Origin of the sequence: Thalassospira indica (genome assembly GCF_003403095.1) — a bacterium.
Lineage (GTDB): Bacteria > Pseudomonadota > Alphaproteobacteria > Rhodospirillales > Thalassospiraceae > Thalassospira > Thalassospira indica.
The window spans coordinates 3,820,376-3,843,535 of sequence record NZ_CP031555.1 but is presented as its reverse complement, the minus strand read 5'-3'; the positions used below and the strand labels follow the sequence as shown (position 1 = coordinate 3,843,535).

The window sequence follows — 23,160 nt, the reverse complement described above, 5'->3', positions numbered from 1 at the left end:
GTCCGGATCAGTTTCCGTTTTCTTCCGAGAATTGCAAGTTATAGAGGTGCGCATAAGCCCCTCCCAGTGCTAGCAATTCTTCGTGTTTGCCCTGTTCGGTCACGCGACCATTGCTGACAACGCAAATCTTGTCGGCATCAATGATGGTCGACAGACGGTGCGCAATTACAAGGGTCGTCCGGCCTTTCATCAGTTCGGCCAAAGCCCCCTGAATATGGCGTTCGGATTCCGTATCAAGGGCCGAGGTTGCTTCATCAAGCAACAGGATCGGCGCGTTTTTCAGCATGGCGCGCGCAATCGCGATACGCTGACGCTGGCCACCCGACAGCTTCACACCATGCTCGCCGACAATCGTGTCATAGCCGTGTTGAAGCTGTCCGATAAAGTCGTGGGCGGCGGCCTGACGTGCGGCTTGTTCGATCTCGGCATCCGAGGCGCCTGCGCGACCATAGGCGATGTTGGCCCGTACCGTATCGTCAAACAGGGTGATTTCCTGACTGACCAGGGCGGTTGCCTTGCGCAGGCTTTCAAGCGTCACGTTGCGGATATCCTGACCATCAATGGTGATGGCACCCTGATCAATGTCATAGAAACGCGGGATCAGGTTGAGGATGGTCGATTTACCAGCCCCCGACGGGCCGACAAGGGCCACGGTTTCGCCCGCCTTGATATCAAGATCAATCTCGCGGAGTGCTGTGATTTCAGGGGTGTAGGCAAAGGCAACGTTTTTGAAGTTGATGTTGCCACCCGAAACCGCGAGCTCCTTGGCATCCGGTGCGTCCTTGATTTCAGGTTCAATATCAAGAACCGTGAAGACGCGCTGGGATGCAGCAAGGCCTTGCTGCAAGGTGATGTTGATATTGGCCAAACGTTTGACCGGCTCATAGGCCAGAAGCAAGGCTGTGATAAAGGCAAAGAAGCTTCCGGGGTCGCTTGCCCCGTCGATCACGCGGTTGCCGCCATAAATGATGATCGCGGTAATCGCCGCACCACCAAGTGTTTCCATGATGGGGGAGGAACGCGCGCTAACCGTCGATGCCTTGAAGCTCAGTTTGAAGACGGTTTCAACCAGCTTGCCCATGCGTGAACATTCATAGGGCTCCATGCCATATGCCTTCACGTGGCGAATGCCCTGGAAGGTTTGTTCAAGCAAGGTGGCGAATTCGCCAATCTGTTGCTGGGTGTTGGCTGACACCTTGCGCATGCGTTTACCCAGTCGCGCAATCGGATAGATCGCAGCGGGAAATACGGTAAAGGCGATGATCGCGAGCAACCAGTCCTTATAGAACATCACGCCGACAAGGACGGCCGCAGTCAGAAGGTCTTTGCCAAAACCGGTCAGCGAGTTTGAAACTGCTGCGCGCATCGCGGTGATGTCGTTGGTAAAGCGCGTGATCAGCTTGCCGGTATTCGTGCTGTGGAAAAAGCCTATATCAAGGCGAATGACGTGCTCATACAGGCTGTTTTGCAGATCGGCCAGAATACGCCCGCCGACATAGCTCATCAAAACCGTCTGGCCATAGTTGGCAAAGCCTTTGAGGGCAAAGGATCCAAGAACCGCTGCCCCGACGGGCACCAGCATGTTTTCCTTCTTGTTGATGAACACATCATTGATGATCGGATCCATCAAAAGCGCATAAAGGCCGGTCGCCCCGGCCATCAGGGCCATGCAGAGAAGCGCAAGCAGTATTTTGCCAAGATAGGGGGCAACCGCATCTCGCACGATACGCTTGACCAACGGCCAGGTACCCCAGTGTTCTGCAGTATGATCCAACGAATTCTTTGGCAATGATTTGATCCCGGCCTTCTTCGCCATTTCCAGATTGTATCGAATTGATACTATCGTTATGGATACGGCATCATAAAAGTAAAATACTCGCGCTGTTGCTAGCACGCTCGGACAAGGGCGGCAAGCTGCTGAGACGCTTTAACGGACACAAAAATGGTCTGCATAACAGCAGATTGCCAACTGCGACATATAAGACAAATAAATGAACGAGCAACTCCACGCACTTGTCGAACGCACCGTGGCCCAGGGTGTCGGTGCACGGGTTTTCCCGCTGCGCTGGGATAACCGGCGTATTTGGGTCAAACAGGCAGTTCCGGCCAAACATAAAGTCTGGCACAGCGTTCAGCGCTTTGCGGCCAACATTACGGGTATTCCATTGTTACGCCCGACCGTATCGCCCGGCGGGCAAAAGGGCCTTGAAAGCGAGGCCACGACGTTGCGCAAGCTTGCCGCGCTTGGAGTGTTGGTCCCCGATCTGATTGATGTCGGTGAAAACTGGATTGCCATTGGCGATAATGGCCGCATCCTTAAAACCTGCATCGAAGATGATGTCGACAAGGGCAATGATGATGCCATTCGTCGCCATGTTGTTGACGCCGGTGCGGCCTTGGCAAGATTGCATGGCGAAGGGGTTGCGCATGGTGCGCCACTGCTTCGCAATATGACACTGCGCGACGATCATCAGATCGGCTTTATCGATTTCGAAGAAGACCCGAATGCCCGCATGCCGGTGATTGATGCCCAGGCACGCGACATCTTGCTGTTTGTTTTTTCCATCCAGCGTGAATTTAAAAAACGCCCGGAACTGCTGCGCGCTGGGTGGCAGGCCTATGTCGAGGCCGCTGGCGCAACCGCACCGCAATTGGTACCGCTGCGCAAGGTGATCAGGCTTTTGCGCCCGGTCTATCTGATGCTGCGCCCGTTCCGTCGCTGGCTGGGCACGGATGCGCTCAACGGTCTTTGGGCATATCGCACCTTGCGCAAAAGCCTGTATCGCTGATCAGGCGTGCGGCCTATTGGGCTGGTTGCCCAATAGGTGCCTTGCCTGCCGCGGTTTCAGGCGCGTGGTCCGGTTCTGCGACCGCTGACTTTGCTGGGCTGGTATTTGCCGCGTCATCCAGTGAAATGCGGGTTGCCTCAACACCATCAAACCCACCGGAAAACGGTGCAAGATTGTGCAGAAACTGATTGGCCGAGTTGCGCCAGCTATATTGTTCGGCCAACGCGCGGGCATCTTCACTTTTAAGTTCCAACGCGGCCAAGGCGGCCTCGCGCAAATCAGCATCAATGGCGCCGGCCTTGGTGCCACGCACGATATCGGCTGGTCCCTGAACTGGGAAGACGGCAACCGGGGTGCCCGATGCCAGGGCTTCAAGGATCACAAGGCCGAAAGTATCGGTCTTGCTGGGGAAGACAAAGACGTCGGCGGCGGCAAAGGCCGTTGCCAGTTCTTCACCGATTTTTTTGCCGAGAAACTGCGCGTTGGGATATTTGCCCTCGAGCTCATTTAGCTGCGGGCCATCGCCGACGACGAATTTCGTGCCCGGCAGATCAAGATCCAGAAAATGGCCGATATTCTTTTCCACCGCAACCCGGCCAACAAACAGCCAGTGCGGTTTTGGGAAATCGCCAAAGCTGGCGTCTGGTCGGGGGCGAAACAGGTCCAGATCGACACCGCGTGACCAGATTTGCAGGTTGTTGAAGCCCCAGTCGGACAGTTCCTGGCGCAGGGTTTCGGTCGCGACCATGACGGATTGCGATTTGCCGTGGAAATGCTTCATGCCGCGATAAAGGATCGAAAGCGGCAAGCGCCAGCGGGCATGAATATATTCCGGGAAACGCGTGTGATAGGCGGTCGAAAACGGAATGCCACGCTTAAGGCAATAGGCCCGTGCGACCTGACCCAGCGGGCCTTCGGTGGAAATATGGATGGCGACCGGATGAAGGGCCTCGATCATCTTGGCCATTTTGCGTTTGGCAAAAAGCGCCAGCCGGATTTCCGGATAAGTCGGGCAGGGGATGGTTTTAAACTGATCGGGCGAGATGACATGAACGTCATGTCCCATCTCGCCCAACTCGCCCCGTACGGTTTCAAGGGTACGGACAACACCGTTGACCTGCGGATACCAGGCATCGGTTACGATCAGTATTTTCATGCAGTCTTTCCAATCGGTGCATCATTGCCCTTTTTCGAAGAGCCCGATGCAGAGTTGCCCGCTTCATGGGCGATACGAAACATGGAAATCAATTTGCCAAGGCCAAGCGACGGGGCACTTGCCGCATCGTGACCGGGGCTTGAATGGCTCATCGCCATCTGGCGCATTTCGGCCCAGTGCAGCAGTTCAAGCTTGCCTTCCTTGTCTTCGACAAGGGCCGTACAGCTTTCAACCCAGTCACCATCATTGCAATAAAGCACATCGCCGATCTTGCGTTTTTCGGCGTGATGGATATGGCCACAAACCACGCCATCGACCTTGCGTTTGGCGGCTTCGTGGGCGACGGCATTTTCAAAGTTGCAGATGAACTGAACGGCGTTTTTCACCCGGTTCTTAAGATAGGCCGAAAGCGACCAGTATCCGTAACCAAGCCGGCGGCGAACGCCGTTGAAATAGCGGTTGAGCGTAATGGCAAGGTTGTAGGCGGTGTCACCAAGATAGGCCAGCCACTTTGCGTATTTGACGACCCCGTCAAACTCATCGCCATGGATGACCAAAAGGCGCTTGCCATCGGCAGTGACGTGGATATCGTTCATTTTAACGTCGACATGGCCAAAAGTCATATCGACAAACTCGCGGGCGAATTCATCATGGTTCCCGGGGACGAAGATGACTTTGGCGCCATTCTTTGCCTTCTCCATGATTGTCGTGATCACGGCATGATGACTTTCCGGCCAGTACCAGCTTTTCTTAAGGCGCCAGCCGTCAATAATGTCACCCACCAGATAATAGGTGTCTGCCGTTACTTCATTGAGGAAATCCAATAGAAGGTCTGCCTGACATCCACGTGTCCCCAGATGGACGTCTGAAATCCAGACCGTGCGGTAATGCGGTTGCAGCGTCATCGCTGTCATTGCCGCTCCTCCGTATCCTGCCAAAAGGATGGCTGGAATTCGACAGTTTGTCTTGCCGAATACTGTTCCAAGCCAGTATCGGTTTAAAACAAATCGTTCGATTATATAACCCGTTCACAGAAATTTCGCAGTTCTGTAAAGCAACTGTTACATGTTTTATTTCATATGGTAGGTGCTGTGAAAAATTTATTTCATTTTTATTTCGGAAGTGGGTCCAAATGACCGATGCGGATGTGACTGTCATCTTCAATCCACGTGCCGGTGGCAATAAACAGCGGTTTTTATCCCAGATATTGCAACATGCCGGCATCAAGGTGGAGTTGCTGCAAACCACCCATCCCGGTCACGCCCGTGAACTGGCCCGCAAGGTCCGCGCCCATCAACGTTTGTTTGTTGCCGGGGGCGACGGGTCGCTTAACGAGGCATTAAACGGATTGCTTGATGCCCAGATTGACGGGCACGAGGTCCCGCCACTTGGCATCATCCCGCTTGGAACGGCCAATGTGCTGGCGGTCGAGGTCGGGCTTGAAATCCGGACACGCGCGATTGCTGACTATATCAATAATCCCGGCATGGTCTGGGTCCGTCCCGGACTGGTCAATGGTCGGGCGTTCTTTTTGATGGTCGGCATGGGGGCCGATGCCGATACGGTCGCCAATGTCTCGCTGCGCCTCAAACGCCTGATTGGCAAGGGGGCCTATGTTCTGGAGGGGCTTCGCAACATCCTTTTCCCGCGTCATCGTGATTTTGAAGTCAGTATTGGCCGGGAAAATTATCGGGTGTCGGGCGTGGTTGTAACCCATGCGCAACATTATGGCGGGGCATTTGTCATTTCGCCCGATGCCAGCCTGACCGCCAACAGCCTTGATGTGGTGCTGATGCCGGGCAACGGTATCGGGGCCTTGTCACGTTATGGTCTGGCACTGACGCTTAATCGGTTGCATGCCCAAAGTGACGTTTCGGTGGTTCGGGCAGAACGCATCACGATCACCAGTCATTGCGGCCCGGCGCCGCTTCAGATCGATGGGGAAAGTGCCGGAAAACTGCCGTGCGAGATCAGTTTGTCCCCCTATCCTGTGCGATTGATGGTGCCGCCGGCTTATGCCGAATTGTCTTCCATGACCGATCACACATCACCTGATCTGCTTCGGATCGCTGTAGATTAAAAGCACACCCCAAAGTCGTTACACGGATTGTCCGGTTGCCTCGGCCAAATGCCCGGACTTTCGGGATTTTTCAAGTGCTCATGATGAATTATCAACGGGTCCTTGAAGTTGTATTTCTGTTCCCCACCTTGATTTTAACGTAGTGCGCGCGACTTGTACCTCCCGATCAGAGGGAATTGGGATGGATTTTGAGTCGCGAAACGTGCTGCGAAATTTGACGGATAGCGTTGATGAAGATCATCGCCATTCAGGGAGATTGACGATGGTTTCGGGGTCCTCCGCTTTGGTTCTCAACTCAGGTGTGTTGGCTGACATGCAGATAAAAACAAAAACTCTGGCTGGTTTTGCCGTGGTACTGGCAATTCTCATTTCGGCACTTGCCTTTGCGTATTTCACCTTTGTTGCTGTTTCACATGATGTGGATGAATATGCCCATTATGTTGAAGAAGCCGCGCTGATCAGCGAGATTGAAACGCAGTTCCTGCGCTTTAACAGTCACGCGCGTGAGTTTGCCAATACGGCTGATCCGGCAGATGCCGAAGCCGTGTTTACCTATGCCAAGCAGCTTGATCTGATGCTTGATGACGCCCGTGAGAAGTTCATTGGCGAACAACATCGAAGCCGCATTGAACACATCGCCGAAGAGCTTGATGCCTATCTGGCAAGCTTTGCCTCGGCCAAAAGCCTGAGCGACGAATACCATTCCCTGATCCTGGATCGCCTTGAGCCGGACGGGATCAAGATCGTTGCCGATCTCGACAAGCTTGTTGCCCATGCGCAGAACACCGGCGATCTTGAGCTCCTCAAACGCTCAGTCGCGGCACGTGAACATGCACTTCTGGCAAGGTTGTATGCCAATATCCTGATTGGCCGTCAGGACGACAGCTTTGGCGCGAAATCCGCCGATGAATTTGCAAAGCTTGAGGCCGCATTGGGGCAAATCGGCAATCAACCGCTTACGGGTGACCTGAAAGCTGTGCTGGATGATGCCAAGAACCTGTTTGCTGATTACCGTGAAGTGTTCGACAAGATCCGTGCCGACGAACTGGAAATTGTCGCCACGGTCCACGGGACCATGCGCGAAGCATCCGAGGGTATTATCGCCGATGCCGAGGCCCTGAAACAGGAACTGGCGGTGGCAGAGCACAACATCTTTGAAAAGGTCGTCGCCGAAATCATTCTGGCAGAAAAGGAAATTCTGATCGCATCGATTGGTGGTGCCGTTCTTGGGATGGTTCTGGCCTGGGTCATGGGGGATCGTTTGTCGCGTCCGATCACTGCGATTACGACCATCATGCGCAGGCTGGCCGATCATGATCTGGGTGTTGAAATTCCCGGACAGACCCGCAAGGACGAAATCGGCCAGATGGCACAGGCGGTTCAGGTGTTTAAAACCAATGCCATCCGCAATGACGAACTCGAAGCCGAAGCCCGTGCGCAGGAAGAACGGGCCAAGGAAGAACAGCGGCGGTTCATGAACCAGACGGCGGACAGCTTTACGAACAGTGTCGGCAGCATTATCGAAGCGGTGGCTGCCGCCGCCGTCGAGTTACAGGCAACGGCCACCGGCATGTCCCAGATCGCAAATTCGGCGTCAGAACAAACGACGGCTGTTGCATCGGCCAGTGAAGAGGCAAGTGGCAATGTGGATTCCGTTGCCTCGGCGACAGAGGAGCTCAACAGCTCGATTGAGGAGATCAATCGTCAGGTTGTCTTTTCAAATGAAATCGCCAAAAAGGCTGTTGATCAGGCCCGCGAAACCATGCGCGGTATCAAGGAACTGGTCGAGGCATCCAACAATATCGATCATGTTCTCAAGCTGATTGCCGATATTTCCGACCAGACCAATATGCTTGCGCTCAATGCGACGATTGAAGCTTCGCGGGCGGGGGATGCGGGCAAGGGCTTTGCGGTTGTTGCCAACGAAGTCAAAACCCTTTCGGCGCAAACGGCCAAGGCTACAGAAGAAATCCGCTCCCAGGTCGACAGTGTTCAAAGCCGTACCGGCTTTGCCGCCAACCAGATCGAACTGATCAGCCAAACGATCAGCGAAATGGAAGGCATTGTTGCGACCATTTCCTCGGCGGTGGAGGAACAATCGGCAGCAACCCGTGAAATCGCCTTTAACATAGAACAGGCCGCGACCGGGACTACGGTTGTCAGTTCCAACATTGTCACGGTTTCACAGGCTGTAAACGATGCAGGCACAGCATCAAGCGACGTTTTAACCGCTGTCAGCACGCTGTCCGAAAACTTTGCCACCCTGAAAGGTGCAACCGACAATTTCGTCAATGCCATCCGGTCGGCCTAGGCGCTCCGGATTTTCGGATACGCAAAGGCAAAACGCCCGGCCAAAATGGACCGGGCGTTCTTTTTTTGATTGGGCAATAGCGAAGGTCGGTTACTGCCCAGCCAGCGTCATGCCGTCAATGCGAAGGGTCGGGGCATTGGTGCCGTATTTGAATGTCAGGTCATTGGCCGGAACAACGGTCTTGAACATGTCTTTGAGGTTGCCCGCCACCGTGATTTCCGACACCGGATAGGCCAATTCGCCATTTTCAATCCAGTACCCCGACGCACCGCGCGAATAATCGCCCGTCACGCCATTTACGCTGCTGCCGATCATCTCGGTGATGTAAAGGCCTGACTTGATATCCTTGATCATGTCTTCGGGCGAAATGGTGCCCGGTTCCATGTAAAGGTTGGTGGTCGATGGCCCGGGCAGGCTTCCGGCCCCGCGCGATGCGTTGCCGGTGGATTTCAGGCCAAGCTGACGGGCCGAACGTAGATCCATGATCCAGGTTTTCAGGACACCGTTTTCGATCAGATGGCGTTTCTGGTTTGCAACCCCTTCGGCGTCAAACGGTTTGGAACGCAGACCACGTTTGCGGTGCGGGTCATCAATGATGTTGATATGGGGCGCGAAGATTTCGCTGCCCATGGCATCGAGCAGGAAGCTGGTGCCACGTGCAATGCCGGAACCATTAATCGCCGATGACAGATGCCCGACGATCGATGCCGAAACGCGCGGGTCATAGATCACCGGGACCTGCGCGCTTTTGACCTTGCGCGGGTTCAGACGACGCAGGGTTTTTTCGGCGGCCTTTTTGCCGATATCGACCGGATCGCGCAGATCGGTGGAAAAGACTGCACTGTCATAATCGTAATCGCGTTCCATGCCTGTACCGGTGCCCGCCAATACGGAAACCGAGATATGGCTGCCGGACCCGGCATAAGAATTGGCAAAGCCGTTGGTGGCGGCAAGCGTGATCTGATGGCGGCCCCAGCCGGCTTCGGATCCTTCGGAATTGGTGATGCCGTCGACGGATCGCGCAGCTTCTTCACAGGCGCTGGCCCATTCGATCAGTTTGTCCTGATCAACTTCGCCCGGCTCGCAAAGCTCAAGTGCTTCGACATTGAAACTTTCGGCAAGTTCACTTGGGTCGGCAATCCCGCAATAGGGATCTTCCGGGGCATTTTTGGCCATCGCGACCGCACGTTCGACCAATTCGGCAAGGGCTGCGTCGCTGGTATCAGATGACGATACAACTGCCTGTTTCTTGCCAATCAGAACCCGCAGGCCAAGATCGGCCCCCTCGGAACGTTCAAGCTTTTCCATCTTGCCCAGACGTTGGGCAACCGAAAGCGATGTGCCTTCGACATAAACGGCATCGGCATCGTCTGCACCGGCCTTTTTTGCCTGTGCGAGAAGGTCATTGATGCGATCAAGTGTCATGTCGGTCTTGGGCATGGAGGCTCCCTTGTATCGGAATGTGTTTCTTACGTTATAGGGGGCACGAACGTTTTCGCATAGACCCGAAACAAAAAGCTGGTTTTGGTCTAAAATTCCTGCCTTGTTCCAGAGGTGGCAGGACGAGGGCCGAATGGCAAGGCCCGGTCAATGACAGATTTCAAACGGCTTTCTGTTATAGTCGGATAAACAAGTGCTACTGGCGCCAGATAAACGGGAACGCGATGAACAAGCAGAAAATTCTTTCCGGTCTTAGTGTGGTTTGCCTGATCGGATTGGTCAGCCCTGCATTCGCAGATGACAGCAAGACTGTGATGAAAGGCTGGGATGAAAATGGTGTATGGGAGCTGAATGCGAATGGCGAAACCGATCCGGTTTCAAGCGCACAGTTTTATTACGAAATGCGCTGGCAGGGAGGGCAATACGCCCGAAATTACCGCCATCAGATGCTGACCGGTGATTTTACCTGTGACGGCGTGCTTGACCGCATCGCCGGATGGGTTGACCTTGATAACCCTGATGGCCCGTTTTTCGCACTGTTGTTTGTGACCAATCATGGTGCCAAAGATCACAGTGAAATCCGCTATATCCCGTTCAAACAGTCCGAGCAGTTCGCCCTGTGTGTCTTTGATGAAACGGCACCACCGGTGCTGAGCTGGCAGGAAAACAGCACTGAATACATGGCCGAAGTTATGGGCGATGCGGATATGTGCAACTTCGCCATCCGCGTTGATGATTTCATGTGTGATGCGCCGCAGTTTTTCTATTCCGAAAAGCCGGATGAAAATGGTGATCACTGGATGTTCTTCAGAAATTGAGCTTGGTGTCGTTTGCTGATAAAGTATGCGCATAAATATGCACATGGAGCTTGCGTAAATGACCGCAGATGTCAAAGCCAAGCAGCGCAAGCCGACAAATGTCAGTCTTGATGCTGAATTGTTGCAAGAGGCCAAAAAACTCGGGATCAATATTTCGCGCTCAGCCGAGTCAGGTTTACGCGATGCGATTTCGATGAAACGGGCTGAACTCTGGAAAGAGCAAAACAGCGCAGCCCTTGAAGCCAGCAACAGCTATGTCGCGCAAAACGGCATACCTTTGGCCAAAAATCGAAAATTCTGATGGCCAAGGGGGATATTTGCCGTTTCGAGGACGGCTATATCGTCGATGTGCAGTCAGATTTGCTGGCTGACCTGCAAACACGTGTCGTTGTGCCTTTAAAGCCAATCTCCGAATTTGCCTTGCCAGCGGACAGGCTTAATCCGGTTATTCGGATTAATGGTGATGATTGGGTTCTTTTGCCGCAGTTTATCGCGACTGTTGGTCTGGCAGAAATCGGTGAAAAAGTTGGTGAGTTCGAAGATAGTTTCGTCCTCACCAACGCACTCGATATGGTCTTTCACGGCTTTTAGCGATCAGTCCCGCCAGATTTTCTTGCCCGATCCGGGCAGGCCATAACGTTCCCATTTCTGATCGACACGGTCGATGATGTCTTCTTCCATATAGATCTTTTCACCCCATTCGCGGTTGGTTTCGCCGGGCAGTTTGTTGGTGGCATCAAGGCCAAGCTTTCCGCCAAGACCCGAAACAGGGGATGCGAAATCAAGGTAGTCAATCGGGGTGTCGGTGACGGGGGTGATATCGCGCACCGGGTCCATCCGGGTTGAAATCGCCCACATCACATCCTTCCAGTCACGGACATCAATATCGTCGTCCACAACAATGACGAACTTTGTGTACATGAATTGACGCAGGAACGACCAGACGCCCATCATTACGCGCTTGGCATGACCGGCATAGGCCTTTTTCATCGACACCACTGCAATGCGATAGCTGCATCCTTCGGGCGGCAGCCAGAAATCAACGATTTCCGGGAATTGCTGCTGCAGAAGCGGCACGAACACATCGTTTAAGGCCTCGCCCAGCACAGATGGCTCATCTGGTGGACGGCCGGTGAAGGTCGACAGATAAATCGGTTTTTTGCGCATGGTGATTGCGGTTACGGTAAAGACCGGGAAGTCTTCGACCGAGTTATAATAACCGGTGTGATCGCCGTACGGCCCTTCGGGCGCGTATTCATCAAGCGATACATAGCCTTCAAGAATGATCTCGGCGGTGGCCGGGACCTTTAGCGGGACGGTTTTGCAATCGACCAGTTCAACCTTTTCACCACGCAACAGCCCGGCAAACTGATATTCCGACAAGGTATCGGGGACCGGGGTGACCGCGGCAAGGATCGTGCCCGGATCCGCACCCAACACGATGGCAGCTGGCAGCGGTTCACGCTTTTCCTGTTTCCAGCGGGCATGATGCTGCGCACCACCGCGATGTTTGAGCCAGCGCATGATGGTTTTGTTTTTGCCCAGCACCTGCATGCGATAGATGCCAAGGTTAAACACATCGCGCTTGTCGCCACCTTTTTCCCCGGCACTTGGTCCCTGGGTTACGACCAGTGGCCAGGTGATCAGCGGGCCGGGCTCGCCGGGCCAGCAGGATTGCACCGGAATTTTCGAAAGATCGATATCATCGCCCTGAAGGACCACTTCCTGACAGGGGGCCTTGGAAACCGTTTTGGGTTTCATCGCCATAACGGTTTTGGCAAGCGGCAGCATCGAAAAGGCTTCGCGGATGCTGGCCGGTGGTTCTGGCTGTTTAAGGAACGCCAGCGTTTCACCGACTTCGCGCAGTTCTTCGGGTTTGCGGTTCATGCCCGCCGCCACGCGGTCCACGGTGCCAAACAGGTTGACCAGAACCGGCATGTCGTATTTTTTGCCGTCATCACCGACAACATTTTCAAACAGAACAGCCGGCCCGCCTTCGGCCAGTAGGCGGGTCTGGATTTCTGTCATTTCAAGGTTGGGGGAAACCGGTTCAGTGACGCGGACAAGACGGCCGGTTTTTTCCAGCGCATCCATGAAGTCACGAAGGGATTGATAGGGCATGGCACCTGTCATCTGCAAAGCTTTGAAACCTGATTGTCTTCATACGCCGCGGAGCGAAAGGGGACAACCTTGCTGTTGTCAAATACGTCATTTGTAACCGGATCGATCCATCCCTGCATGATCTGACAATGCTGCGTTGCAGGGCGATGCATAATTTTGCGGTTTTGGTCAGCGCATCATTTGGTTATACATGGGCAAGGAAAAGAGTCGCGTGACCCACAGCACGCGGCCTGGCAACTCACCAAAAACATGAAGGACGCACAGATGGCCAAGTACTGGGTTATCGGGGGCACCTATCAGGATACCGGTTTCGACAAGCCGATTGGCGAAGAAACCAAAGTTGGTCCGTTTGGCAGCTTCGAAGACGCGGAAAAGGAATGGTCTAAAATGGCCTGGCAGTCGGTTGATGACGCGAATTCGCGTTATCGGATCGAACGCCTTGAAGAATACTGGGTTGTCGGTGGCGAATATGAAAGCACCGATTTCGAAACCCCGGTTGGCGGTGAAGAAGAACGTCATGGCCCGTTTGCTACCTTCGGCGATGCAGAAAAAGCATGGTCGAAACTGGCATGGCAGCATGTTGACGACTGCAACTATCGCTATCGCGTCGTCGAAGGCTAAGCCGGACGACCAATATGTTTTCGATATCTGATGCGCATATGATCACGGATCCCGTGTTGCGCGACCAGATCGAACAGCATCCACGCGCGCAGGACCTCCTGCGCGCGTTTTTGTATCCCTATTTTGCGCCGGATCACGACTTTCTGTTTCGTGGTGGTGACGTAGTTGCGATGGAGCCATCAGACGTCGCGACCGCGACAAGGGGCAGGACACCGGTTCTGGCGGTCGGGTCCAATCGTGCACCGGTACAACTGACCCGAAAATTCACCCATCAGAACCTGTCAGATGAAATTCCGGTGACCCATGGCTGGCTGGCGCATCATGATATTGTCTATTCAACGCACATAACCGGATACGGCGCTGTACCGGCAACGCTGGCGCCATCACCGGGCACGCGGGTACGAATTTCGGTGACTTGGCTCACCCCGACACAACTTGCCCATATGCATGTCACTGAATCGGTACCAGCCCATTACAGCTATGTTCAATTTCCGGGGCGCGATCTTGATCTCGATTGCGGGGTTACGCCCGATCACATCGGCATGTACCAATCTGCACGCGGGCATGTTTTTGATCGGGGCGCGGTGTTTGCCTTGTCTGCGATTGAGGCCAGAGATCGCCGGTTCACATCCCTTGAGCAATGGGAAATGATGGCGCATTTCGCCAAGCGTGCCGGCCAGGTCTTTGGCCCCGCATTCGTCCTGCGGGTCATTGATGATCCGGTATTTCGCCGTCTTGTTGTTGAACAGGATTAATCACGGTCGGGTAAAAGCTGCCAGATGCGGGTGAGCTTGGTGTCGGTGTCCTCGACCGCGACATCGACCGGTACGTCATAGGTTTCTAGCTCGTCGATATTGTGCGTCGGCGCATAGGTCCGGCCCGGATCGGCCAGAATGACCTTTGTACCAAGGCGGGCCTCGGTCATCAGCCACTGCAAAACGGCGTTTGCCATATCCTGCTGATAGCAAACGTCCCCGGCAAAAATCACATCCCAGCGCTTTTCCGGGGCCGAGGTGCCAACCAGATTTTCGGTCGTCGTCGGGATTTCAACGCCATTATGTTTGGCGTTTAGTCTTGTGGCGGTAATCGCCACCGGATCGATGTCATTGGCCAGTATTTCTGCGGCTTCTGAACGGACGCAGGCAATCGCCTGCATGCCGCCACCGCAGGCGAAATCAAGCACCCGCTTGCCACGCACCAGTTCCGGGTGATCCAGGATATAGCGCGTGATTGCCTGCCCACCCGGCCAGGCAAAGGCCCAATAGGGTGGCGGGATATCAAGCACACCCAGAATATCCTCGGTCGCCTGCCAAAGCGGGGTGATGTGGGTCGCCAGATACATCTCGATTTCCGGCGCCAGCGGCACGCGGGCAGGCACGGTAAATGTTTCGATCAGATCGGCAAATTGCGGATCGTCGACATCGGGCACCAGTGCGTCGGCGAAGACATTCTCGCTCATTGGCGGTTTACCTTGAAAAGGGGTATCGGGGAAAAGGGGTATCGGGTTAGGCGTTCGCAATCAGGTGCGAAAGCACGATGGCAGCAAGTACCAGTAATCCGTAATCGCGGTTGGATTTGAACCGCTTCAGACAATTGGCCGCATCATCAAGCTTGACGGTGGCAACCTGCCAGCCAAGGTGAATGCCCGCCAACCCCAGCAAGACAAAATAGGACCAGTGCAAACCGGCCAGCATGCCCGAAACGCCGAGCAAAAGCGTGGTCATGGTATAGAACCCCTTGGCCCATTTCGGCGTCGCATCGCCCAAACGCAGTGCGAGGGATTTCAGGCCGATCTTGGCATCGTCATCCTTGTCCTGATGTGCATAGATGGTGTCATAGCCAAGCGTCCAGAAAAAGCCCGCCGCATACATGGCAATGGCGGCCGGCTCCACCGTGCCGGTCACAGCCGCCCAACCGACGAGCGCGCCCCAGTTAAAGGCAAGGCCAAGGCAGGCCTGCGGCCAATAGGTGATCCGCTTCATGAACGGATAGGTTATGATGATTGGGATCGAACAGATACCGACAATGATCGCCTCGATGCGGAATTGCACCAGAATGCCAAGCCCAAGCAACATCATGAAGCCAAGGAACAACAATGCCTGCCAGACCTTTACCTGACCACTGGGGAGCGGGCGGGTGGTGGTACGTTCGACCTTGCCATCAAAATTGCGGTCGGCCAGATCATTGATCACGCAACCGGCACCCCGCATGATCACAGCCCCCACCCCGAACAGGGCCATCATGATGACGATCTGTTTGGTGGTGATGGCATCGGTTAACCCGCCTGCCATGGCGGTGGACCACCAGCAGGGCAAAAGCAAAAGCCATGTGCCAATCGGACGATCAAGGCGCAGCAGTTTCAGATAGGGCCGCACAGGTTCGGGCATGAAACGATCGATCCAGCCATCCTGTGGCATATCGTTCTTGCTGGTCTGTATTGGCTGGTTGACCTGTGTCATAATTGGCCTATCTGATAAAAAACCATTTCAAGATGCCGTAAAACGGCTTTGGGGACCTTTATGACTGCTGATGCCACGCGCGCCCGCCAACGCCTTTTCGTTCGGGATCCTATCACGGCTGATAGTGAAATCGAACTTGCTCCCGAACAGTCTCATTACCTCGAACATGTCATGCGCCTCAAGCCCGGAACACCGGTAAAAATTTTTAATGGCCTTGACGGGGAGTGGCTGGGCACGATCAGCGAGCTTCGCAAGAAGAAGGGCAGCGTCACCGCGGAACGCCAATTGCGCGCGCAGGGCAATGAAGTTGGTCCGACTCTTGTTTTTGCACCGATCAAAAAGCAACGGCTGGATTTCCTGATTGAAAAGGCGGTCGAGCTTGGGGCTCAAAGTTTGCAACCGGTCATCACCCAACATGGCATCACCGACAAGGTCCGCCTTGATCGTTTGCAGGCACAGGTCATCGAGGCAGCCGAACAGTGTGAACGCCTGACTGTGCCTGAGGTTTGCGAACCTGTGCGTCTTTTGGACTGGGTCGCAAATCTACCGGAAAATCACCATCTGCTATTTTGTGATGAAACAGGATCGGGGTCACCAATTGGTGAAGTGCTAAGTCAGCTATTGGCAAAGGGCGCTGGCTCGTTTATCGACAATACCAATGTTGTTAACCATGCAATCGTGATTGGACCCGAGGGCGGCTTTAGCGCCGACGAACTTGAACGTATCCGCAAACAGCCTTTTGCAACGCCTGTAAGTCTCGGTCCGCGTATCCTGCGTGCCGAAACGGCGGCAATCGCAGCTTTGACCGTGTTTCAGGATCGTATCGGCGATTGGTCGCATCGACCCGTTGCGAGAGATTAGGGGAAGCCCTTATGACTGTCAGCGCCTCCACTGGTGACAGCCCGGTAATTGAAAGCCGGCGCCAGCTTGTCGAATGGTTTGAGTCCGGCTGTACGCCGAAAAAAGACTGGGCCATCGGCACCGAACACGAAAAATTCGCCTTCACCCGCAATGATTTGCGCCCGATCCCTTACGAAGGGGACCGCGGGGTCAAAATGCTGCTCAATGCCTTGGCCGAACATTATGACTGGGAACCGATCATTGAGAACGGCAATGTCATTGCGCTCACCAAGGACAAATGTTCTGTCTCGCTCGAGCCGGGCGGTCAGATTGAACTTTCCGGTGCGCCGCTTAAAAACATTCACCAGACCTGTGGTGAAGTGCATACGCATCTTCACGAGGTCCGCGAGATTTGCGACGGGCTTGGCATTGATATGCTGGGTGTCGGTCATAATCCGAAATGGAAACGTGAAGATATTCCGTGGATGCCCAAGGGCCGCTACGAGATCATGAAAAATTACATGCCCAAGGTCGGAAGCCTTGGTCTGGACATGATGCTTCGGACCTCGACCATTCAGGTCAATCTGGATTTCAGTTCCGAAGCCGACATGGTCAAGAAATTCCGGACCTCCTTGGCGCTTCAGCCGGTGGCGACCGCCCTGTTTGCGGCGTCCCCGTTTGTTGATGGCAAGCCAAGCGGCTTCTTGTCGGCACGGTCGAACGTCTGGACCGATACCGATCCGGATCGTTGTGGCATGTTGCCGTTCGTGTTCGAGGACGGTTTTGGCTTTGAACGCTATGTCGACTACATGCTTGATGTGCCGATGTATTTCGTCTACCGCGACGGCAAATACATTGATGCGGCGGGCAAGTCGTTCCGTGATTTCATGGATGGCAAACTTGATGTTTTGCCGGGCGAACGCCCGACCATGAATGACTGGTCTGATCACATGACGACGGCCTTCCCGGAAGTGCGTCTTAAGAAGTTCCTTGAAATGCGTGGCGCCGATGGTGGCCCGTGGAAACGCATCTGTGCGCTGCCGGCCCTTTGGGTTGGTTTGCTGTATGATGATGCAGCCCTTGATGCTGCATGGGATCTGGTCAAGGACCTGTCGGTTGCTGAGCGCGAGGCGCTGCGCAACGATGTTCCGCGTACCGCCCTTGCCACCCCGTTCAAGAACGGCACGGTTCAGGATCTGTCAAAAGACGTTCTGGCGATTTCGCGCGAAGGTCTTAAAAACCGTGGTCGAATGGATGGTTATGGCGATGACGAAAGCCACTTCCTCGACAGCCTTGATGACGTTGCGCAAAGCGGCGTGACTCTGGCTGAGGAATTCCTTGATAAGTATGAAACCGAATGGAACGGATCGGTTGATCCGTTGTTCAAGGAATATGCCTACTAAGGCCAACGTATTACGCAATAAGAAAAAGGGCAGTGATTTCACTGCCCTTTTTTGCTGTTTGCAGGTTGCTCGTTTTGAGGGTTACTGCGCAGCCCGATCAAGCCGGGTTTGGGCAGCAAACCATTTTTCGATGGCATCGACCTGATCAGGCTGCATCCCGAGGCCAAGCTTGGTCCTGCGCCACAGAACATCTTCTGCGCGACACACCCATTCATTGGCCATCAGGTAATGGAGTTCAGCTTCGTAAAGGTTCGGCGCGACTTCCGGGCCCAAATCGCCAAGCGATGTTGCCGTGCCAATGATCTTGCTGATTGCCGTGCCGTAGCTTCGCACAAGGCGATAGAGCAATGCGCGGGGCAACCAGTCATAGGTTGCCTTGGCCTTGGCAAGGAACGCATCAAAATCGCCGTCTGGCATGTCGCCACCGGGAAGGATGGCATTTGCCGTCCAGTCCTTGGCATCGTTGCCCAGAACCGGCGCCAGTTTCTGCATCGCATGTTCGGCAAGCTTGCGATAAGTCGTGATTTTGCCGCCATAGATCGACAGGATCGGTGACGAACTTCCGGTGTCGCCGGTATCAAGATCGAACACGTAATCGCGGGTTACCGCCGACGCATTGTCGTTCTTGTCATCATAAAGCGGTCGCACACCGGAATAATCCCAAACCACGTTCTTACGGCCAAGCGGTTTGGCGAGATAGCCATTCACCAGATCCAGCAGATAATCGATTTCCTGATCGCTGATTTTGACCTGTGCCGGATCGCCGTTATAGGCGACATCGGTGGTACCGATCAGGGTGTAGTCCTGCTGATAGGGGATGGCAAAGGCAATGCGCCCGTCGCCATTCTGGAAGATATAGCAATGATCATGGTCATGAATGCGAGGAACCACAATGTGGCTGCCCTTGACCAGTCGAAGACCGGCGGCCTTTTTGCCAAGTCCGGCATTTTCGACCATCTCGGTGACCCACGGCCCTGCGGCATTGACCACGGACTTGGCACTGACCGATTGCGGGGCACCATCAGGCCCGATCAGTTCGGCATTCCAGTGATCGTGATGACGCACCAGGGATGCACATCTGGTGCGTGTGCGGATGTCAGCCCCGCGGGCCTTTGCATCCTGTGCATTGAGGACCACAAGCCTGGCATCATCCACCCAGCAATCGGAATAAGAAAAACCGCCCTCGAAATCGGATTTCAACGGTTGGCCTTCCGGCGTGCCGTTAAATGAGACGGCACGTGACCCGGGCAGGCGTTTGCGTTTTGCCAGATGGTCATAAAGAAACAGTCCGGCGCGCAGCATCCATTTCGGACGCAAGCCCCTGTGATGGGGCAAAACGAATGTCAAAGGCCAGATAATATGTGGGGCAGCAGCCAACAGAACTTCGCGTTCCTGAAGTGCTTCGCGCACCAGACGGAACTCGTAATGTTCAAGATATCGAAGACCGCCATGGATGAGTTTGGTCGAGGAAGAAGAGGTGGCCGAGGCAAGGTCGCGCTGTTCGACCAAAAGAACAGAAAGCCCGCGACCGGCGGCATCACGGGCAATACCAGCCCCGTTGATGCCGCCGCCAACGACCAGAAGGTCGTAAGTTCCGGTCACGTTAGATCACCTTTTTACGCAGGTAAGCTGAAATGGCTTCGCCAATAATGACCAGACCAATGATTGCCAGAAGGATCGTGGCAACCGTTTGCCATGCAAAGGTATCAATCGCCCCCTGAAGGATGATGCCGATCCCGCCGGCCCCGACCAGACCCAGAACCGTGCTTTCACGCAGGTTGATGTCCCAGCGCAGAATGGATACGGCAAAGAAGGTCGGCATGACTTGCGGAATGACGCCATAGACCAGAATCTTGAAGCGCGATGCGCCAACAGATTCCAGTGCCTCGATCGGGGCACGGTCGATTTCCTCGATCGCCTCGCCCAGCAATTTGCCAAGGAAGCCAAGGGACCGGAAAATGATCGCCAGAATACCGGCCAAAACACCCGGTCCGAACACAGCCACAAACAGCAGTGCCCAGATGATGGTGTTGACCGAACGCGACGACACCAGAATGAACCGGCCAAGCCAGAGCGTGAAACGGTTCGGTGTGGTGTTCTGTGCCGCGATCAGTGCAATCGGCAGGGACAGGAACACGGCAAAGAAGGTCGCGATGGTTGCGATATTGACGGTTTCCAAAAGCGTCCAGCCGATTTCCTGCCAGCCTTCAAGCGATGGCGGGAACATGCGTGCAAACAGATCGCCCATCTGTTCCGGGGCATCCCAAAGCCACGGCCAGATGATGTTGATCGTTGATAAGGACCAGACGACAGCCAGCGCGACCAGTGCGGTCAGGCCATAACGCCGCCAGCGTTCCTTGGTGGTGTAGCGGGACCATTCGCGATTGGCGATTGCTTCCGGTCCGGTAGGTTGGGTGGTGGCTACCATAGGTTCCTCCTGATCCGGCCGCTGATGGCCTCGCTGACAAGGATCACACCGATGATGCAAAGGGTAATCGCCAGCGCAAAGTCATAGTCATAACGCCCAAAGGCATTAAGAAGGGTCGATCCGATACCGCCCGCGCCAACGATGCCAACAATGGCAGAGGCGCGCAGGTTGCTATCAAGCTGATAGATCGAAAGGCCGATCTGACGGGGCATGATTTGCGGGATCACGGCATAAAGAAGGGTGACAAATGTCGCCCCGCCTGCAGCACGGATTGCCTCAACCTGGCCCCAGTCGATTTCCTCGATCCGTTCGGCCAGCATTTTGGCAACGAAACCGATGGAATAGACCGTCAGCGTCAGAATGCCTGCCAGCGGGCCAAAGCCGACCGCTTTGACAAACAGGATGGCGACAATGACCGGGTGGAAGGAGCGGGCAACGATGATCACGCCACGCCCGATGGTATAAAGCCATTTCGGTGCGATGTTTGACGCCGATGCAAAGGCAATTGGGACGCTTAACGCCAGACCGAGCAGGGTCGAGACAATGGCGATCTTGATGCTTTCCATAAAGCCGTCAAACAGCAATTCGCCACGGATGAAGCTTGGCGGGAAGGCGCCCTTGAAGATGCGGATCGCACGCGGGACACCGTCCTGGATGCGCTCCCAGTCGAATGGCAGGGTTGTGATGGCCCACCAGACATAGGCAACAACAGCAATCAGAAGTCCCCAGCGCAACATCGGGTTGGCAATAAAGGGGGGCTTCTTCCATGTGCGGCCCGTTTTTTGAACGGTGCTGCTCATCGTGCGGCGACCTCACGCAGGTGGGTGCTGCTTTCGGCGTCGCCGCGTTCTTCGGCGGGCACACCGGCATAGATATCGTCCATGGCGTCATTGGTCAGGTCGACCGGCTCGCCATCGAAAATGATGCGGCCAAAGCGCATGCCAACGATCCGCTGGGTATATTCCTTGGCTTCGTTGACGTTATGGATGTTGATCAGAACCGGCAGGTGCAGCTCGGATGCGAGCGCGCGCAGCAGTTCCATGATCTGACGGGATGTTTTCGGATCAAGCGATGCGGTCGGTTCATCGGCCAGCAGGATTTCAGGTTCCTGCATCAGGGCGCGGACCACACCGACACGCTGGCGTTCACCGCCGGAAAGTTCATCGGCACGTTTGTCGGCATAATGGGCGATGCCGACGCGTTCCATCAGATGAAAGGCGCGATCAATGTCTTCCTGCGGATATTTGCGCGTGACCGCGCGCCATGCCGGAAGATAGCCAAGGCGCCCGGATTGCACGTTTTCCATCACTGTCAAACGGTCGATCAGGTTGAAGCCCTGAAACACCATGCCGATGCGGCGGCGTGCCAGACGCAGCGCCTTGCCTTCAAGCTTGGTCAGTTCCGTGCCATTGAGTTCGATGGAGCCCGAAGACGGTTCGACAAGGCGGTTGATACAACGCAGCAGGGTACTTTTGCCTGCGCCTGATGCGCCGATGATGGAAACAACACTTTCGCCCGGCACTTCAAGGTTCAGGTTCTTCAACACTGCCTTTTCTTCGCCATAGCGTTTTACAAGTTCTTTGATACGCAGCATTGCGTTACCCCGAATGAAATGGGTGGCACAGGGCCTGCGAAGGCAGGCCCTGCAAAGTTCGGATCGATTGGAAAATCAGGAATTACTTCAGGTTGTCCGGGGTGTATTTCACACCGTTGGCAGCCTGAATTTCGCGGATAACCGCCCAGTCTTCCTGATAGGTGATCGGCAGGAACTTCGACACACCCTTGAACTCTTCACCAAGGGCGGTGCCCTTCATGTCAAAGGTAAAGAAGGCTTCCTTGATCTTTTCGACCAGTTCCGGCTTCAGGTTGTAGGCGTAGTTGAACGAAGTGGTCGGGAAAGGCTTGCTTTCATAGATGATTTTGACTTCGTTCGGATCATAGAGATCGCGCTGGGCCATACGTTCGACAACTTCGGACGCAACCGGGGCGGCGTCATAGTCACCGGCAACAACGCCCAGGATCGACTGATCGTGCGAACCGGAATAGACAACTTCGTAATCCTGTTCCGGAACGATGCCCTGACCCGGAAGCAGTGCACGCGGTGCAAGGTTGCCCGAGTTCGAGGTCGGCGAGGTATGGGCAACGCGTTTGCCCTTAAGATCAGCCGGGGTATCAATGCCGCTGTCTACACGGGTGTAGAGCTGAAGCGTGTAACCAAAGCGACCATCATCCGCACCCATCAGGGCAAACGGAACCGCACCGGCAAGGTTGACGGCAAACGGGGTCGGACCGGTCGAGAAGCCGGCAACGTGCAGGCGGCCTGAACGCATGGCTTCGACTTCTGCCGAGTTCGACTGAACGGCAAAGAAGTGAACGTCCTTGCCGGTTACTTCTTCAAGATGCTGCAGGAACGGGTCCCAGATATCGGCATAAACCGCCGGGTCTTCGACCGGGGTATATGCAAAGACAAGAGTGTCCGGATCGACCTGCTGGTCTGCGGGCGGGGCATCGGCAACAAGGTCGCCGTCCATGTCGCAATACATCGGGTCAAGATCGCCGCGTGCAATGCAGTCATCTGCCGCCGCGGCCGGGGTGGATGCCATGCCGACCATGCCGATTGCGGCAAGGAGGGTGGTGAGCTTTAAACTGTCGGTTTTTTTCGGAATTGAAAACACTGTTTTCGAACCTTTCTTC

Annotated in this window: 22 protein-coding genes; 10 read left to right on the top strand and 12 right to left on the bottom strand. The window is 54.9% G+C overall.

Translation table 11 applies throughout. The annotated features are described in order from the left end of the window. Positions 1-7 precede the first annotated feature (7 nt). On the bottom strand, positions 8-1,816 hold the full coding sequence (locus DY252_RS18065; protein WP_064782157.1) for an ABC transporter ATP-binding protein: 1,809 nt from the start codon (positions 1,814-1,816) through the stop codon (positions 8-10). 175 nt (positions 1,817-1,991) lie between these two features. Between DY252_RS18065 and DY252_RS18060 the strand changes: the two genes are divergently transcribed. Next, positions 1,992-2,789 carry a BUD32 family EKC/KEOPS complex subunit gene (locus tag DY252_RS18060; RefSeq protein WP_064788954.1) on the top strand — a complete coding sequence of 266 codons (798 nt, stop codon included), beginning with the start codon at positions 1,992-1,994 and terminating at the stop codon, positions 2,787-2,789. A gap of 13 nt (positions 2,790-2,802) precedes the next feature. On the opposite strand, the gene DY252_RS18055 is transcribed toward DY252_RS18060, so the two are convergent. Together DY252_RS18055 and DY252_RS18050 are read right to left on the bottom strand one after the other, a co-directional pair. Further along, positions 2,803-3,945, bottom strand: coding sequence for a glycosyltransferase family 4 protein (locus tag DY252_RS18055; RefSeq protein ID WP_064788953.1), 1,143 nt, complete (start codon positions 3,943-3,945; stop codon positions 2,803-2,805). Further along, the gene (locus DY252_RS18050) at positions 3,942-4,859 is read right to left on the bottom strand and encodes a UDP-2,3-diacylglucosamine diphosphatase (RefSeq protein ID WP_008891533.1); all 918 of its coding nucleotides are present in this window, start codon (positions 4,857-4,859) and stop codon (positions 3,942-3,944) included. Before DY252_RS18050 ends, DY252_RS18055 begins: the two co-directional genes overlap by 4 nt. 218 nt (positions 4,860-5,077) lie before the next feature. Between DY252_RS18050 and DY252_RS18045 the strand changes: the two genes are divergently transcribed. Next, positions 5,078-6,025, top strand: a complete 948-nt coding sequence (locus tag DY252_RS18045; protein ID WP_064788952.1) for a diacylglycerol/lipid kinase family protein — start codon at positions 5,078-5,080, stop codon at positions 6,023-6,025. A 313-nt stretch (positions 6,026-6,338) separates the two neighbouring features. After that, positions 6,339-8,336, top strand: a complete 1,998-nt coding sequence (locus tag DY252_RS18040; RefSeq protein WP_165374922.1) for a methyl-accepting chemotaxis protein — start codon at positions 6,339-6,341, stop codon at positions 8,334-8,336. 90 nt (positions 8,337-8,426) lie between these two features. On the opposite strand, the gene DY252_RS18035 is transcribed toward DY252_RS18040, so the two are convergent. Beyond that, entirely contained in the window at positions 8,427-9,776 is a 1,350-nt protein-coding gene (locus tag DY252_RS18035; protein ID WP_064788950.1) for a TldD/PmbA family protein, read from the bottom strand. 224 nt (positions 9,777-10,000) lie between these two features. Between DY252_RS18035 and DY252_RS18030 the strand changes: the two genes are divergently transcribed. The 3 genes from DY252_RS18030 to DY252_RS18020 are packed head-to-tail and all read left to right on the top strand — an operon-like array spanning position 10,001 to position 11,185. After that, positions 10,001-10,594: a hypothetical protein gene (locus tag DY252_RS18030; protein ID WP_064788949.1), complete on the top strand. Its 594-nt coding sequence runs from the start codon at positions 10,001-10,003 to the stop codon at positions 10,592-10,594. A 58-nt stretch (positions 10,595-10,652) separates the two neighbouring features. Next, positions 10,653-10,895, top strand: coding sequence for a type II toxin-antitoxin system CcdA family antitoxin (locus tag DY252_RS18025; protein WP_064788948.1), 243 nt, complete (start codon positions 10,653-10,655; stop codon positions 10,893-10,895). After that, complete coding sequence (locus tag DY252_RS18020; protein WP_064788947.1) at positions 10,895-11,185, top strand: CcdB family protein; 291 nt, start codon at positions 10,895-10,897, stop codon at positions 11,183-11,185. Before DY252_RS18025 ends, DY252_RS18020 begins: the two co-directional genes overlap by 1 nt. 3 nt (positions 11,186-11,188) lie before the next feature. Here DY252_RS18020 and DY252_RS18015 read toward each other — a convergent pair whose 3' ends face one another. Continuing rightward, positions 11,189-12,715 carry a UbiD family decarboxylase gene (locus tag DY252_RS18015; protein WP_064789067.1) on the bottom strand — a complete coding sequence of 509 codons (1,527 nt, stop codon included), beginning with the start codon at positions 12,713-12,715 and terminating at the stop codon, positions 11,189-11,191. A 264-nt stretch (positions 12,716-12,979) separates the two neighbouring features. On the opposite strand from DY252_RS18015, the gene DY252_RS18010 reads away from it, so the two are divergent. Then, the gene (locus tag DY252_RS18010) at positions 12,980-13,336 is read left to right on the top strand and encodes a DUF4170 domain-containing protein (RefSeq protein WP_064782192.1); all 357 of its coding nucleotides are present in this window, start codon (positions 12,980-12,982) and stop codon (positions 13,334-13,336) included. A 14-nt stretch (positions 13,337-13,350) separates the two neighbouring features. After that, positions 13,351-14,091, top strand: coding sequence for a hypothetical protein (locus DY252_RS18005; protein WP_064788946.1), 741 nt, complete (start codon positions 13,351-13,353; stop codon positions 14,089-14,091). Here DY252_RS18005 and DY252_RS18000 read toward each other — a convergent pair. Both DY252_RS18000 and ubiA read right to left on the bottom strand, forming a co-directional pair. After that, the gene (locus tag DY252_RS18000) at positions 14,088-14,795 is read right to left on the bottom strand and encodes a class I SAM-dependent methyltransferase (RefSeq protein WP_064788945.1); all 708 of its coding nucleotides are present in this window, start codon (positions 14,793-14,795) and stop codon (positions 14,088-14,090) included. The genes DY252_RS18005 and DY252_RS18000 overlap by 4 nt on opposite strands. 46 nt (positions 14,796-14,841) lie before the next feature. Continuing rightward, on the bottom strand, positions 14,842-15,795 hold the full coding sequence (ubiA, locus tag DY252_RS17995; protein WP_064788944.1) for a 4-hydroxybenzoate octaprenyltransferase: 954 nt from the start codon (positions 15,793-15,795) through the stop codon (positions 14,842-14,844). A gap of 60 nt (positions 15,796-15,855) precedes the next feature. Between ubiA and DY252_RS17990 the strand changes: the two genes are divergently transcribed. Together DY252_RS17990 and DY252_RS17985 are read left to right on the top strand one after the other, a co-directional pair. Next, the gene (locus DY252_RS17990; protein ID WP_064788943.1) at positions 15,856-16,656 is read left to right on the top strand and encodes a 16S rRNA (uracil(1498)-N(3))-methyltransferase; all 801 of its coding nucleotides are present in this window, start codon (positions 15,856-15,858) and stop codon (positions 16,654-16,656) included. An 11-nt stretch (positions 16,657-16,667) separates the two neighbouring features. Beyond that, the gene (locus DY252_RS17985) at positions 16,668-18,038 is read left to right on the top strand and encodes a glutamate--cysteine ligase (RefSeq protein WP_064788942.1); all 1,371 of its coding nucleotides are present in this window, start codon (positions 16,668-16,670) and stop codon (positions 18,036-18,038) included. 81 nt (positions 18,039-18,119) lie between these two features. Here the strand turns inward: DY252_RS17985 and glpD are convergent, their stop codons facing one another. The 5 genes from glpD to phnD form a co-directional block, all read right to left on the bottom strand. Beyond that, positions 18,120-19,640, bottom strand: coding sequence for a glycerol-3-phosphate dehydrogenase (glpD, locus tag DY252_RS17980; protein WP_064788941.1), 1,521 nt, complete (start codon positions 19,638-19,640; stop codon positions 18,120-18,122). Position 19,641: 1 nt separating this feature from the next. Continuing rightward, on the bottom strand, positions 19,642-20,466 hold the full coding sequence (gene phnE, locus DY252_RS17975; RefSeq protein ID WP_008891549.1) for a phosphonate ABC transporter, permease protein PhnE: 825 nt from the start codon (positions 20,464-20,466) through the stop codon (positions 19,642-19,644). After that, positions 20,460-21,266 carry a phosphonate ABC transporter, permease protein PhnE gene (gene phnE / locus DY252_RS17970; protein ID WP_008891550.1) on the bottom strand — a complete coding sequence of 269 codons (807 nt, stop codon included), beginning with the start codon at positions 21,264-21,266 and terminating at the stop codon, positions 20,460-20,462. The genes phnE (DY252_RS17975) and phnE (DY252_RS17970) overlap by 7 nt, the downstream gene beginning before the upstream one ends. Then, entirely contained in the window at positions 21,263-22,060 is a 798-nt protein-coding gene (gene phnC / locus DY252_RS17965; RefSeq protein WP_008891551.1) for a phosphonate ABC transporter ATP-binding protein, read from the bottom strand. Before phnC ends, phnE (DY252_RS17970) begins: the two co-directional genes overlap by 4 nt. Positions 22,061-22,142: 82 nt before the next feature. After that, positions 22,143-23,141, bottom strand: coding sequence for a phosphate/phosphite/phosphonate ABC transporter substrate-binding protein (gene phnD / locus DY252_RS17960; RefSeq protein ID WP_082923482.1), 999 nt, complete (start codon positions 23,139-23,141; stop codon positions 22,143-22,145). Positions 23,142-23,160: the final 19 nt, after the last annotated feature.